The sequence below is a fragment of the Serratia sp. LSHTC3 genome, assembly GCF_057197125.1.
Genome location: NZ_JBXUNP010000001.1, coordinates 688,420 through 702,116, shown reverse-complemented (window position 1 = coordinate 702,116; position 13,697 = coordinate 688,420). Strand labels below are relative to the sequence as shown.

11 protein-coding genes are annotated in these 13,697 nt (G+C 65.3%); 1 reads left to right on the top strand and 10 read right to left on the bottom strand.

What is annotated here, in order from left to right:
- Window position 1 precedes the first annotated feature (1 nt).
- The 5 genes from AC2CGI_RS03335 to ssuD all read right to left on the bottom strand — a co-directional run bounded on the left by AC2CGI_RS03335 (window position 2) and on the right by ssuD (window position 5,772).
- Window positions 2–706 (bottom strand): methionine ABC transporter permease, encoded by a 705-nt coding sequence (locus AC2CGI_RS03335; RefSeq protein WP_076740682.1) that lies wholly within the window; start codon window positions 704–706, stop codon window positions 2–4.
- Window positions 703–1,722: a methionine ABC transporter ATP-binding protein gene (locus tag AC2CGI_RS03330; RefSeq protein ID WP_021505840.1), complete on the bottom strand. Its 1,020-nt coding sequence runs from the start codon at window positions 1,720–1,722 to the stop codon at window positions 703–705. Before AC2CGI_RS03330 ends, AC2CGI_RS03335 begins: the two co-directional genes overlap by 4 nt.
- A gap of 7 nt (window positions 1,723–1,729) precedes the next feature.
- Window positions 1,730–3,136, bottom strand: coding sequence for an LLM class flavin-dependent oxidoreductase (locus tag AC2CGI_RS03325; protein ID WP_076740681.1), 1,407 nt, complete (start codon window positions 3,134–3,136; stop codon window positions 1,730–1,732).
- Window positions 3,137–3,220: 84 nt separating this feature from the next.
- Window positions 3,221–4,600: an FAD/NAD(P)-binding protein gene (locus AC2CGI_RS03320; RefSeq protein ID WP_076740680.1), complete on the bottom strand. Its 1,380-nt coding sequence runs from the start codon at window positions 4,598–4,600 to the stop codon at window positions 3,221–3,223.
- Window positions 4,600–5,772 carry an FMNH2-dependent alkanesulfonate monooxygenase gene (gene ssuD / locus AC2CGI_RS03315; RefSeq protein WP_033632632.1) on the bottom strand — a complete coding sequence of 391 codons (1,173 nt, stop codon included), beginning with the start codon at window positions 5,770–5,772 and terminating at the stop codon, window positions 4,600–4,602. Before ssuD ends, AC2CGI_RS03320 begins: the two co-directional genes overlap by 1 nt.
- Window positions 5,773–6,051: 279 nt before the next feature.
- On the opposite strand from ssuD, the gene AC2CGI_RS03310 reads away from it, so the two are divergent.
- The gene (locus AC2CGI_RS03310; RefSeq protein ID WP_076740679.1) at window positions 6,052–7,971 is read left to right on the top strand and encodes a sigma-54-dependent Fis family transcriptional regulator; all 1,920 of its coding nucleotides are present in this window, start codon (window positions 6,052–6,054) and stop codon (window positions 7,969–7,971) included.
- Between the two features lie 84 nt (window positions 7,972–8,055).
- Here the strand turns inward: AC2CGI_RS03310 and AC2CGI_RS03305 are convergent, their stop codons facing one another.
- The 5 genes from AC2CGI_RS03305 to AC2CGI_RS03285 are packed head-to-tail and all read right to left on the bottom strand — an operon-like array spanning window position 8,056 to window position 13,691.
- Window positions 8,056–9,168 carry an alkylhydroperoxidase domain protein gene (locus AC2CGI_RS03305; protein ID WP_076740678.1) on the bottom strand — a complete coding sequence of 371 codons (1,113 nt, stop codon included), beginning with the start codon at window positions 9,166–9,168 and terminating at the stop codon, window positions 8,056–8,058.
- Complete coding sequence (locus tag AC2CGI_RS03300; RefSeq protein ID WP_076740677.1) at window positions 9,165–10,208, bottom strand: putative FMN-dependent luciferase-like monooxygenase; 1,044 nt, start codon at window positions 10,206–10,208, stop codon at window positions 9,165–9,167. The genes AC2CGI_RS03305 and AC2CGI_RS03300 overlap by 4 nt, the downstream gene beginning before the upstream one ends.
- Window positions 10,205–11,863, bottom strand: coding sequence for a dipeptide ABC transporter ATP-binding protein (locus AC2CGI_RS03295; RefSeq protein ID WP_049242392.1), 1,659 nt, complete (start codon window positions 11,861–11,863; stop codon window positions 10,205–10,207). The genes AC2CGI_RS03300 and AC2CGI_RS03295 overlap by 4 nt, the downstream gene beginning before the upstream one ends.
- The gene (locus tag AC2CGI_RS03290) at window positions 11,860–12,750 is read right to left on the bottom strand and encodes an ABC transporter permease (RefSeq protein ID WP_049242395.1); all 891 of its coding nucleotides are present in this window, start codon (window positions 12,748–12,750) and stop codon (window positions 11,860–11,862) included. The genes AC2CGI_RS03295 and AC2CGI_RS03290 overlap by 4 nt, the downstream gene beginning before the upstream one ends.
- Window positions 12,747–13,691: an ABC transporter permease gene (locus tag AC2CGI_RS03285; protein WP_004940833.1), complete on the bottom strand. Its 945-nt coding sequence runs from the start codon at window positions 13,689–13,691 to the stop codon at window positions 12,747–12,749. Before AC2CGI_RS03285 ends, AC2CGI_RS03290 begins: the two co-directional genes overlap by 4 nt.
- Window positions 13,692–13,697: the final 6 nt, after the last annotated feature.

The window sequence follows — 13,697 nt, the reverse complement described above, 5'->3', positions numbered from 1 at the left end:
ATTAAAGGGTTTCCTGATGATGACGCAACGCGGCGACCAGGCGGCCACCAATAAACTGAATCAGTTGGATCGTGGCGATCAGCACCACAATGGTGGCGATCATGATGTGATTGTCGAAACGCTGGTAGCCGTACACCACCGCCAGATAGCCGATGCCGCCTGCGCCAATGGTGCCGGCGATGGCCGAATACTCGATCATCGAGATGACGTTCAGCGTGATGGCGGCGACGATCGCCGGCAGCGCCTCGCTGAGCTGCGCGCGGGTGACTATCTGCCAGATCGAACCGCCGGACACCAGCCCCACCGCCGTCACCTCCGGCGGCAGTTCGCGCAGCGCGTTCTCCACCAGCCGGCCGAAGAACGGAATACCGGCGACGATCATCGGGATCACCGCCGCCGGAATGCCGATGGTGGTGCCGGTCAACCAGAAGGTGAACGGAATAATCGCCGCCATCAGCACCAGAAACGGCAGCGAACGGCCCATGTTCACCAACCAGCTCAGCGCGCGATTCAGCGCCGGGCGCGGAAACAAGCCGCGCGATGAGGTGTTGAACAGCACCACGCCGACGGCGCCGCCAATCGCCACCACAAACAGCATCACGATGCCGACCATCAGCCAGGTTTCGCCGTAGGCCGGCAGCATCAACCGATGGATCTCGCGCCAGGGTGTGTCCTGGCTCATCACGCTGTCAGACAGATTTTTCATACCGCCTCCTTCAACGCCGCCGGCTGTTCCAGCACCTCGGCGAGAATGCCCAACCGCCGCAGCTCGTCCTGCAGTTCAGCCACCGAACGCGAACCGCCGCCAAAACGCACCGCAATCTCCAACCGCCCGGCCAGGCTGCCGCCCACCACTTCAACGTGGCCGCCCAACAGATCGATCTGCAGGTCGAGTTGGCGGCTGATGCGGCTGATCCAGTCGGTGGCCGCCGGCTGACGGGCGCAGTAGGTTACCTGCAGCCGCAACGCGGCGTCGGACGCCAGCGTCTTCAGCGGGAACAGCCGGCGGCCCAGAGAGGAATCGGGCGCTGCCAACAGCTCGCGCACCGGCCCTTGCTGCACAATCACGCCGTCGCGGATCTCGGCCACCGCGTCGGCGGCGTCGCGCACCGCATCCATCTCGTGGGTGATCAGGATGATCGACAGGCCATACCGATCGCGCAGCTGTTTAAGCAGGCTGAGAATGGCCCCGGTGGCGTCCGGATCCAGCCCGGAGGTGGCCTCATCCGCCAGCAGCACCGACGGATTCAGCGCCAGCGCGCGGGCGATGCCGACCCTTTGGCGCTGGCCGCCGGACAGCTGCGCCGGGTAAAACGCCGCCTTGTCCGCCAGCCCCACCGCCGCCAGCAGGCTCTTTACCCGCTTGTCGATATCGCGCGGCACCACGCCCAGATAGGTCAACGGCAGCGCCACATTCTGCCAGGCGGTTTTGCGCTGCAGCAGCGCGGAAGACTGGAACACCGTGCCTATCGCCCGCCGCTCCCTGCGCAGCGCCTCGCCCGCAAGCCGCGACAAGTCCTGGCCGTTCACCCGGATACTGCCGCTGCTCGGCCGCTCCAGCAGGCTGATGCATTTCGCCAGCGTCGATTTGCCCGCCCCGCTGGGGCCGACCACGGCGGTAATCGATCCGGCCGGCACCCGCAGCGAAACGCCCTTCAGCACCTCAATCCGGCGCCCGTCCGGCGCGCGGTAAGCCTTGTGCAACTCCTCAATCTCTATCATCGCATCCTCACTTGACGCTCAGTGCATCGGCCAAGGACGCGCCGGCCGGCCAGCGGTAGCCCACCGCCGGGTGCGGCTCCGCCAGGCGCGGCCCCTGATTGAACAATTTTTCTCGCAGAGTGCCCGCCGTGTAGTCGCGCTTGTACGCTCCGCGTTTTTGCAGCTCGGGGATCAGCAGTTCCACCACGTCGGTGAAGCTTTCATGGGTAACGGCGTAGGCCAGATTGAAACCGTCAACATCCGTTTCCTCCACCCACGCCTGCAGTTCGTCGGCCACGGTTTGCGGGCCGCCCACCAACAGCGGGCCGAAACCGCCGATGCCGACCCATTCGGCGATGCCCTGTACTGTCCATTCACAGCTGGGATCGGCGCTGGAGAAAGTTTCCACCGCCGACTGAATGGCATTGGTGTGCAGATGCTTCAGCACCTGATCCGGCTGATACTGGCCGAAATCGATGCCGGTCCAGCCGGACACCAGCGCCAGCGCGCCTTCGTAGCTGGTATAGGATTTGTATTCCCGCCATTTTTCCTGCGCCTGTTGGTCCGTTTCACCGACGATCACCGTCTGCAGGTTGAAGATCAGGATGCTGCGCGGATCGCGCCCGACCTCGGCGGCGCGGCGGCGGATATCGGCTACGGTTTTTTTCAGCAATGTTTTCGAAGGAGAAGCGACAAACACGCATTCGGCGTGTTCCGCAGCAAACTGCTTGCCGCGGCTGGAAGCGCCGGCCTGATACAGCACCGGCGTGCGCTGCGGCGAAGGCTCGCTCAGATGAATGCCCGGCACCTGGAAGAACTCGCCCTTGTGGTTGATCGGATGAATTTTCGCCGGATCGCTGAAGATGCGCCGCTGACGATCGCGCAAAATCGCGCCGTCTTCCCAACTGCCCTCCAGCAGCTTGTAAACCACCTGCAGGTATTCATCGGCGTAGTCGTAGCGCGCATCGTGATCGGTCTGCGCCCGGTGGCCAATATTGCGCGCGCCGCTCTCCAGGTAAGAGGTGACGATATTCCAACCGATGCGCCCCTTGGTCAGGTGATCAAGCGTCGACAATCTGCGGGCGAAAGGATAAGGGTGCTCGAATGACAGCGAGGCGGTCAGCCCGAAGCCGAGATGTTCGGTAACCAGCGCCATCGGCGTCACCAGCGCCAGCGGATCGTTAACCGGCACCTGCGTAGCCTGGCGGATCGCCGCGTCGCCGCTGCCGTTAAGCACGTCGTAAATCCCCAGCACGTCGGCGATAAACAATCCATCGAACTTGCCGCGTTCCAGCAGGCGCGCCAGATCGGTCCAATATTCGAGATCCTTATACTGCCAGGAACGGTCGCGCGGGTGCGCCCACAGCCCCGGCGACTGATGGCCGACGCAGTTCATATCAAAAGCGTTAAGACGAATTTCACGTTGCGATGACATAGCGAGCTCCACAATTATCTGCCGGCCACGGACGGAGCCGGGCCGGATGGGGGGTCTTAGGGTGTTAAAAACGGGAATGGACGATCAGTTTGCAGCCGGACATCGCGCCAGCAGGTATTGCGCGACGCTTTGGGCGTGTTCCGCCACCTGCGGCAGCCCCATCAGTTCGCCGAAGCGGCCGCGCGCCGCCGGGCCGGCCACCAGCAGGCGCGGGTTGGCAAGGCCGTCGCCGCCGATCGCCTGGCTGTCGGCATTGACCCACAGCCCCAATCCCAGCGGATCGGCGCGCAGCGCCCCCTGCTCCGCCAGCGAACTGAGCAACGGGCTGGCGGCGATCAGGCCGGCATGAGCCGGCCCCGTAGCGATCAGCAACCGCTGCGTCTGCAGCGCCCGCTCTGCGCCCTGGCGCGGCAGAATCGTCAAGCGCACGCCCTGCGGCATGGGTTCCGCCCGCCGCAGACGAGCGGCCAATACCTGCAGCGTGCCCGCTGCCTGTTGCTCCATCAGCAGCGTGCTCACCTGCGGCGCAAGGCGATAGCGGTGCACGTCCCAATAGGCGCGCAGATGCCGCAGAAAGCGCTGCTGTTCGGTCGGCGTCAATGCTTGCCACAGGCGCTGGCCCTGGGCGCGCACCGCGTCCAACACCGCCTGCCACGGCACCCGTTGCCGAGCGGCGCGCGCCACCTCAAGGCGCACCTGCCGCACCCCGTCACGCAGTCCGGATGGCGGGGTAAACGACCACGTCGGGTACTCCCCTTCGGCATTGGCACGCGGCAGCAAGCCGTGACGAGAGAGCGCGGTAATCGGCCCGCGATGCCCGCGGCGGTGCAACGCCGCTACCGCATCGGCCATCGTCAGCCCACTGCCGACGATCGCCAACGATTCATCGGGCTCAATCTCATCCAGCGCCCCCTCCGCCCAGGGATTGGCGATCAAACGCGCGTCGCGCGCCAGTTCCGGGGCGATCTGCCGCAGCAGCGCGGGCGGCGGATGGCTGGTCGCCAACACCACATAGTCGCCCCACAGCCGTTCGCCGCCGGCGGTGATGACGGACGCGCCCTGCGCCTGCGGCTGCAGGTGCTGCGCCCGATCGCGCAGGTGCCGCAAGCGGGCCTGGCCCGACTGCACCGCCTGATGAAAACGTTCCTCGACATAGCGGCCGAAGGCGCCGCGCTGCGGATAGGCTTTACCGTCGCGCCACAACGCCTGCGGATCGGCCGCCAGCCCGCCGCTCTCGCGGAACCAGCGGTCAAAATCCCCCGTCGGTTCATCCGCCAGCTGCATCCTTTCTGCCGGGACGTTGATGCGGTGAGTCGGCTCGGTGGTCGAATACGCCACGCCATAGCCCGGCGCGGCGCGCGGTTCGATCACCGTGACATCCACCGCTCCGCGCGCCAGCTGGATCGCCAGTGCCGCGCCGGTGAAACCGCCGCCGATAACGATAATATGGGCACGCTTCGCCATCAGCCCTCCCGCTGCGCCGGGCCAGGACGACGATCGCCGCCGATGGTTTCGCCAAACGGGCCGGTATTGATCGTGCGAGCCGTCTGATGAGTCGACTGCGCCAGCGGCAGCAGCGGCATCACCAGCTCGGCGAAGCGGTGAGCCTCTTCCAGATGCGGATAGCCGGAAAGGATGAAATTGTCGATGCCCAGCGCCTGATACTCGCGTATGCGCGCCGCCACCTGCTGCGGATTGCCCACCAATGCGGTGCCGGCGCCGCCGCGCACCAGGCCGACGCCGGCCCACAGGTTGGGGCCGATGCGCAGACTCTCGCGCGAGCCGCCGTGCAGTTCGCTCATGCGGCGCTGGCCGGTAGAGTCCATGCGCGCAAAGATCTGCTGCGCCGCCGCGATGGTGTCGTCATCCAGATGCGCAATCAGTCGCTCGGCCGCCGCCCAGGCTTCGTCTTCAGTTTCGCGCACAATAACGTGCAGGCGAATGCCATAGCTGAGTTTACGCCCCTGCCGCTCGGCGCGCTGGCGCACCGCCGCCAGCTTTTCCGCCACCTGAGCCAGCGGCTCGCCCCAGGTCAGGTAGGTGTCGATCTGCCCGGCGGCGATGTCGATCGCTTCCGACGATGAGCCGCCGAAATAGAGCGGCGGGCCGTTTTCCTGCACCGGCGGGAACAGCAATTCGGCGCCTTCGACGCGAATATGCTTACCGCTGAAATCCACCTTCTCCCCTTGCAACAGGCGTTGATACACCGTGAGAAATTCCTGTGTCACCTCATAGCGTTCGGCATGGCTGAGGAAGATGCCATCCCCTTTGTTTTCCACCGGATCGCCGCCGGTCACCACGTTGATCAGCAGGCGTCCGTCCGACAGCCGATCCAGCGTCGCGGCCATGCGCGCCGCCAGGCTCGGCGGCTGCAGGCCGGGGCGCACCGCCACCAGGTAGCGCAACCGGCGGGTGATCGGCGCCAGCGCCGCCGCCACCAGCCAGGAATCTTCGCAGCTTTTACCGGTTGGGATCAGCACGCCGTAATAGCCGAGGTTGTCGGCGGCCAGCGCCACCTGCTGCAAATAAGGCAGGTCCACCGGGCGCCCGCCCTGCGCCGTGCCCAGATAGCGACCGTCGCCGTGGGTCGGCAGAAACCAGAAAACGTTGATGCGATCTTTCACTGACTCAGTCATTTATGCCTTTCCTATATAACTATTTTCATTATTTATCGATAGAAAAACTTTGCTTGGTTATAAAAAGAAAAGCAGGATGCGTGCCACATTGCAGATTAAAAAAAACCAATGCATATCAATATATTGATGAGATATCGACGTCAAAACGCTGCTGCATTGGCAGCAGGCGGCGGCGGTAAGCTGTTGCCAATGCAGCACCGTGCGCCTTTTATCCTCTCGCGGCGACTCATTGGCTGGGATAAGATTTTTTTCCCCATCGTCGTCAGACAGGAGACGCCCATGTACGATCCCCAACCGTTCGCCGCCGACAAACCGGTGCTGATCGATCCGGCGTCGCTCGCTCTGCAAAGCGTGCTCGATCGGCTGGCTCCCACCGACGCCACCGTGCTGATCGTCGGTGAAACCGGCACCGGCAAAGAAGTGGTGGCGCGCTATCTGCACCACCACAGCGCGCGCCGCCATCAACCTTTCCTGGCGGTCAACTGCGGCGCGCTGACGGAAAGCCTGGCGGAAGCCGAACTGTTCGGCCATGAGAAAGGCGCCTTCACCGGCGCCGTCGGCACTCATCAGGGCTGGTTCGAAGCGGCGGAAGGCGGCACCCTGCTGCTGGACGAGATCGGCGAGCTGAACCTGTCGCTGCAGGTCAAGCTGCTGCGCGTGCTGCAGGAACGGGAGATCACCCGCGTCGGTTCGCGCAAACCGCTGAAGATCGATGTGCGGGTCATCGCCGCCACCCACGTCGATCTGGCCGGCGCGATTCGCCAACGGCGGTTCCGTGAAGATCTCTATTACCGCCTGAACGTGGCGGCGGTGACTTTACCGCCCTTGCGCCAGCGGCCGGACGATATTCCGGTGCTGGCCAGACATTTTCTTGCGCTGTACGCCCGCCGTCTGGAACGGCCACTGCCGCGGTTGACGGCGGAAGCGCAGCAGGTGCTGTTGGACTACCCCTGGCCCGGCAACGTGCGCGAGCTGGAGAACACGCTGCATAATGCGGTCTTGCTGAGCCAGGAGGGGGCGATCGCCCCGCAGCAACTGCAGCTCACCCATCGCCTGACGGATAACGACGGCGGCGGCGGCGGCGATGACGTCATCGATCGCTTTGTGCAGCAGCAGTTGCAAGGCGACAGCGCGCAGCTTTACCAACGGGTGCTGGATGCGCTGGTGCGCAACGCCTTCGAACGCAGCGGCGGCAACCAGCTGCAAGCGGCGTCGTTGCTCGGCGTCAGCCGCAATACCCTGCGCACCCATTTGGCGCATCTTGGTCTGATCAAACCGCGCCGCCGCAGCGCCGGCGCCCCCTCACATTCACCGGCCATCAGCGCAGCGCCGCTGCCCGAACGCGAACTGCGCATCGGCTATCAAAAGTTCGGCAACCTCGGGGTGCTCAAGGCGCGGCAAAGCCTGGAACAGCTCTTCGCCACACAGCGCATCAGCGTGCTGTGGAGCGAGTTTCCCGCCGGGCCGCAGCTGCTGCACGCGCTCGACGGCGATGAGATAGACTTCGGCACCACCGGCGAAGTGCCGCCGATCTTCGCCCAGGCACAGGGCAATGCGCTGGTGTACGTCGGTTTTGAGCCGCCGGCGCCGCAGAGCGTGGCGATGGTGGTGCCGCAAGACAGCCCGATACACAGCGCCGCCGATCTGCGCGGCAAACGCATCGCGCTCAACAAAGGCTCCAACGTGCACTATTTATTGCTGCAGATGCTGGACGAACAGGGATTGACGTTGAACGACGTGCGTATCGTCTACGCGCCGCCGAAGTATCCGCTGTCGGCGACCGATCTGCAGGCAGTGGACGCCTGGATGATGTGGGATCCGCTGCTCAGCGACGCGCAACGCAACGGGGAGCTGCGCGTGATCGCCGACGGCACCCAGCGGGTGCTCAATCAGCAATTCTACCTGGCGCGCCGCGACTTCGCCGAGCGCTCGGGCGATCTGTTGCAGCCGCTGATGCAAGCATTGCAGCACACCGGCCGCTACATCACCGCGCAGCCGAGAGAAGCCGCTCGTCACCTTTCCAACGAACTGGGGCTGGCGAGCGCCTCGCTGGAACTCGCGCTGTCGCGCCGCAGCCACGAGATCCGCGCCATGGATTTGCAGGTGATCCGCCAGCAGCAAAGCATCGCCGACCGCTTCTACGCCCTCGGGCTGCTGCCCAGAGCGATCGCCGTGCGCGAGGCGGTCTGGCCGTTGTGATCCCCTGCCAAAAGCGCCGACGCCAGATGTCCGGCGGATCCCGGGCGGCAGCCGACAATGCCGCCGCCTGAAAGAGGGCAGAGATCAGAGATAAGGTTCGCCCAGCGTCAACATCAACCGGTTGGCCCAGGCGAAAAACGCCGTCGCCTGCACCAAATCCAACAGCGCCAGCTCATCCAGGCCCTGAGCGCGCAACGCCGCCAGTTGCCCGGCGTCAGCCTGTGGCGGCGTGGCGGATAGCGCGGCGGCAAAGGTTATCTGCGCTTGCCAGGCGTCATCCTGCCCCTGGCTCAACGCGCCGCCCGGCGCCACCGCCAGCAACCGATCTATCTCGGCTTCGCGCTTCGACAGCTGCGCCGCCTTGCGCGCATGCACCGAGGCGCAGTAGATGCAGCCGTTCACCTTGCTGGCGACCGTCGCCGCCAACTCGCGATCCTGCCGCGACAGCCCGCCGGGGGTATAAAAAATCGCCCGGTCCGCCAGCGTGCGTTGTTCCAGCACCGGATGGTTGCGCGCCAACAGGCGGAAGTAATCGGAATCGGCGTGGCCAAACCGCTCTAGCAACGCCCGGCCGGCGTCATCGAATTCCGCCAACGGCTTGGCGGCGATCCACGGCTCCCACCCCAGTTCTTGCCGGGTAAACGCCGGCGGCGCGTGACGGCCGCCTCGCGTCGCGCTCTCCGTTCGCCAGCGGCCGGCCGTTACCGGCTGATGCGCCGCAGCGTCGTCCGTCTTGCCGCCCAACAACCGGTAGCCCCGCAGCAAGCGGCTTTGGAAACTGACAAAGGCGATTAACTGCGACAATGTGACGATGGCGTCCAGCGACCAGCCGGCCTGCCGCAGCGCCTGCAAGTGCTGGGCGTTGGCGTTGGCCGGTTGAAACGCCAAACGTTCTGCATGCGCCAACGCCGCCGGCAGCCGCTCGTCTTCCGGCGCGTCGCCCTGACGTTCCAGCAGAGCAGCGTAATGCGCGGCCAAGCGCGGCTCGCCATGCCATTCACTGATGCGCTGAGCCAACCGCAGCCGCTGCGCCAGCGGGAAATCGCCGGCGTCCGCAGGCGCAAACAGCGCCAGATAGCTGGACTGAACGGCATCGGTCGCCGCCTGCCGGGTGGCTCTGGCCTGCGCCAGCGTGGAATCCGGCGCAATCTCGGCCAGTTCGGCCAGCAGATCGACCTGGTGCGGTAATGTCGTCATAGCTTTTCCTCAACGTGATATTCATAAGCAACGGCGGGCGTGCCGCGCCGCCAGCCCAGTTCAGGGGCCACGTGGCGGGCGATAAGATCGATAGAACGCAGAATATGGGCGTGCGGCGGGTCGATGGAGTGCACCTGAAACGCCAGATCGGTGACGCGCGCCAGCGCGCTGTCCCGTTGCAGCGAGGCTATTACCTGATCTGGCGTGCCCAAGTGCACGTCGAAAGCGCGGATCAGGCCGTCGAGCGACGTATCGGCCAACCGGTGGCCGTTGGCGCGCATCCGCTCCAGCCCACGGCTCAACCCGGCCGTGGCGAAGTCGCGTGCCTGCTGGCCGTTCTCGCTGACAAACGCAGTGCGCGACCCCATGATGCGCGGCGCCACCCCTGGCGGCAGCGCCGCCAGATAAGCGTCAATGATCGGATTCTGCAGTTCGTCCAGCGGCAGGTCAGGCGCGTCCGCCGGGCGCGGCTGCGTGCGCGACAGCATCAGACCGTCACCGGCGCGGCCGGCCCGTTCGCCCCCTTCCACCGAGAACGTGGCCTGCCAGACGCGCTGCGCCAGCTGCGGCGCCGCCGGGTACAGCCGGTTGTCTTCGCCGCCCAACGCCTCTCCGCGCCAGGCGCTCAGCAACGTGCGCAAATTCTCGGCGAATGCCGTGTTGCGCTGCCCGGCGTCGAGACCGAAAGCGGCGAAAGAAGACGGCGTGCCGCCGCCGGCCACGCCCACCTCCAGTCTGCCGTCGGACAACAGATCCAGTACCGCAGTGTCTTCCGCCACCCGCAGCGCCGACTCCATCGGCAACGTGATCACCCCGGTGCCCAGCCGGATACGGCGGGTGCGTGCCGCCGCCTGCGCCAAAAACACCAGCGGTGATGGCAGACCGCCCTCATCGGCATGAAAGTGGTGCTGCGCCACCCAGGCGGTGTCGAACCCGGCTCGTTCGGCGTGCACGATCTGTTCGGTCGCCAGCCGGTAGCGCTCCTGCGCGCTGCCCTGATCCAGCAATCGGGTGAAGAAACCGAGTCTTTTTCCGCTCATATCGCCTCCTCGAATTTTGGCTGTCCGGCATGCGATGCGCGGCCGGGAATGGCGGCGATCAATTGGCGGGTGTAATCGCTCCCCGGCATGGCGAACAACTCGGCGGTGGCGCCGCCGTCTACCCGTTCACCGCGGTGCAATACCGAAACGCTGTGCGAAATCCGCCGCACCGTCGCCAGATCGTGAGAAATAAACAGGTAGGTCAGGTCCCGCTCCTGCTGCAACTCTTGCAACAAATGCAGGATCTGCGACTGCACCGTGACGTCGAGCGCCGACGTGGCCTCATCCAATACCAATATTTGCGGTTGCAGCACCAGCGCGCGGGCAATCGCCACCCGCTGACGCTGGCCGCCGGACAGTTCGTGCGGCCTGCGGTTCAGCAAATCGGGCGGCAGCGCGACCCGTTCGAACAGCTCACGCACCCGCCGATCTCGCTCCGGTTTGCCGATCGGCGCGAAATTCAGCAGCGGTTCTTCAATCACCCGATAAAGAGTCTGTTTGGGATCGAGCGAGCCGAACGGATTCTGATAAACCAGCTGAATGCGCTGCCGAAACTGACGCAACGCTTCGCCCCTGAGACCGATAACATTGACGCCGTCGATCAGGACCTGCCCGGCATCCGGCCGCTCGAAGCCCAGCAGGCAACGCGCCAGCGTGCTTTTGCCCGACCCGGACTCTCCCACCAACGCATGGGTGGTACCGCGCGGCACGCTGAATGACACGCGATCCAGCGCGCGGAACCCCTGGCCGCCGGACAGCCGAAAATCCTTAACCAGCGCCTGAACCACGATCGCCGGCGGCTGCCCGCTGCGTTTCGGCGGCGGCGCAACGGCGCCGCTCAATGAAGGCGCATCGGCTAACAGTTTACGGGTGTATGCGCTGGCAGGCGCGCGCAGTACCTCGGCGGTAGCCCCCTGTTCCTGCACCCGGCCGTGGCGGAACACCAGCAGCCGATCGGCGCGTTCCGCCGCCACGCCCAAATCGTGCGTCACCAGCAGCACTGCAGTGCCGAATTCGCGCCGCAGCTCGTCGATCAGATCGAGAATGCGTTTTTGCACCGTCACGTCCAGCGCGCTGCTCGGTTCGTCGGCAATGATCAACGCCGGCTGCAGCGCAATGGCGATGGCGATCAATACCCGCTGCTTCATGCCGCCGGAAAGTTGATGCGGAAACTGGCGCGCCCGCAGTTCCGGGTGCGTCAGCCCGACGCGGGTCAGCAGTTCCGTCACCCGCTGTTGTACCTGCCCGCGCGGCAACCGGCGGTGAATATTGACGATCTCCGCCACCTGCTCGCCGATGGTTTTTACCGGGTTGAGCGAGCTGGCGGGATCTTGCGGGATCAGGCTGATTTGCGCCCCTCTCACCGCATCCAGCCGCCGCGATGACCAGCCGGCGATATCGGTGCCGTGCAGCCGGATGGCGCCCTGTTCAAGGTGGCCGTTGTCGGCCAGCAAGCCGATGATCGCCTGCGCCGTGGTGGTTTTGCCGGAACCGGATTCGCCAACCAGCGCCACCACTTCCCCCGGCTCAATCGTGAACGACACCTCATGCACCACCCTTCGCCTGCCTTCGTTGCCCTGATAGGCGATGGAAACCTTGTCCAGCGCCAGTACCGGCGGCCGCGCCGCCCGTTGCCATGCCGCTTGCATGCTCATCGCGCTTTTCCTCCCAGCGAACGGCTGATGCGGTTAGCCGCCAACACCACCGCCACCACCACCATGCCCGGGAAGGTGGTCAGCCACCAGGCGGTGGAAATGTAGTTGCGCCCTTCGGCGATCAGCAGCCCCCATTCCGGGGTTGGCGGCGGAGTGCCGTAACCGAGGAAGCTCAGGGTGGCGATCGCCAGGATCGCACTGCCGAACTGCAGCGCCGAGAAGGCGATCACCGAAGTCAGCGAGTTCGGCAGGATATGCCGCCACAGCACCGCCCAAAAGCTGCCGCCGCTGCCGTAAGCCGCTTCAACGTAATCGCTGTGCCGCACTCGCACCACTTCCGCCCGTGCCAGACGGGCAAAGTTGGCAACCGAAGTGACGCCCACGGCGATGGCGGCGTTGACCGTACCGAAACCAAGCAGGATGATAATGCTCAGCGACAGCAGCAGGCCGGGGATCGACAGCAGCACATCGACGACGCGCATCACCGCGTCGTCCGCCACGCCGCCCAACGCGCCGGCGATCAGGCCGAGCGCGGTGCCGAACACCAACCCCAGCGCCACCGCCACTACCGCGCCGGCCAGGGTTTGCGACGCGCCGTACACCATGCGCGCATACAGGTCGCGTCCCAGTTGATCGGTGCCAAGCCAATGCTCACCGCCGGGCGTCAGTCGCTGCGCGCCGGCAATGCCTTCGGTGCCGCTGTAGGCGGTAAACAGCTGCGGCGCCAACGCCCACAGCACCACCAGCGCAATGACCGCCCAGGCCAGCAAAAGCGTCAGGGGGACACGGCGGCGGCTCGAACGACTGGCGGGCAGCGCGCCTTCACTTTCAGCGCCGGACAGATCGCGCTCCGGAACCGTGGCTTTTTCAAAGGAGATACTGCTCATAGGGATGCTCCTGCCTGGGTTTTCAGCCGCGGATCCAGCAGCGGGAACAGCAGATCCACCAGCAAGTTGATGATGACGAAAGCGGCGGCCGAGATCAGCACTATCGCCTGCAGCACCGCCACGTCCTGATTGACCACCGCTTGCTGGGTCAATTGCCCCAGTCCGCTGCGGCCAAACACGGTTTCGGTGATCAGCGCCCCGGCGATCAGTTCGCCGAAGAGCATGCCGGCGATGGTCAGCGCCGGCAGCATGGCGTTGCGCGCCACATGCCGCCACAGCACCCCGCTGCGGCTGGCGCCCTTGGCCCGCGCCACCGCGACGAACGGCTGGGTTTGCACCGCATCGATGCTGCGGATCAGAATTTGCGCCAGCGGCGCGGAGATCGGCAGCGCCAGCGTCGCGATCGGCAAAATCACCCCCTGCCACTCGCCGGGGTTAATGATCGGGATCAGCTTCAGGCGGAACGAAAAGAGCTGAATCAGCACAATGCCCAGCCAGAAGGTGGGCACTGAAACGAACAGCGACGGCAGCATCTGCAGCGCCGAACGCAGCCAGCCGAAGCCGGTCAGGTTGGAAACAAAAGCGATAATCAGCGCCAGCAGCAACGCCACCGCAAAGCCCAGCACCGCCAACTGCAGCGTGGCGGGCAGATTAGCCGCCAGCAGCGCGGTAACCGGCACCCCGGCCTGCATTGAGAAGCCCAGATCGCCATGCAGCACGCTGCCCAGGGTATGCAGATACTGCCGCCACAGGGGGACATCCGCGCCATAGGCCGCGCGCATGTCGGCGATCTGCGCCGGACTCAGCCCCATGTCCGGGTTCTGGAATTTGATCAGGATCGCATCGCCCGGCAGCACCTGCAGCAGGATGAACGACAGGGTAAAGGCCGCCCACAGCACCAATGCCGCCTGCCCGATGCGCCCCGCCAGATATCGCTTCATTGCGCC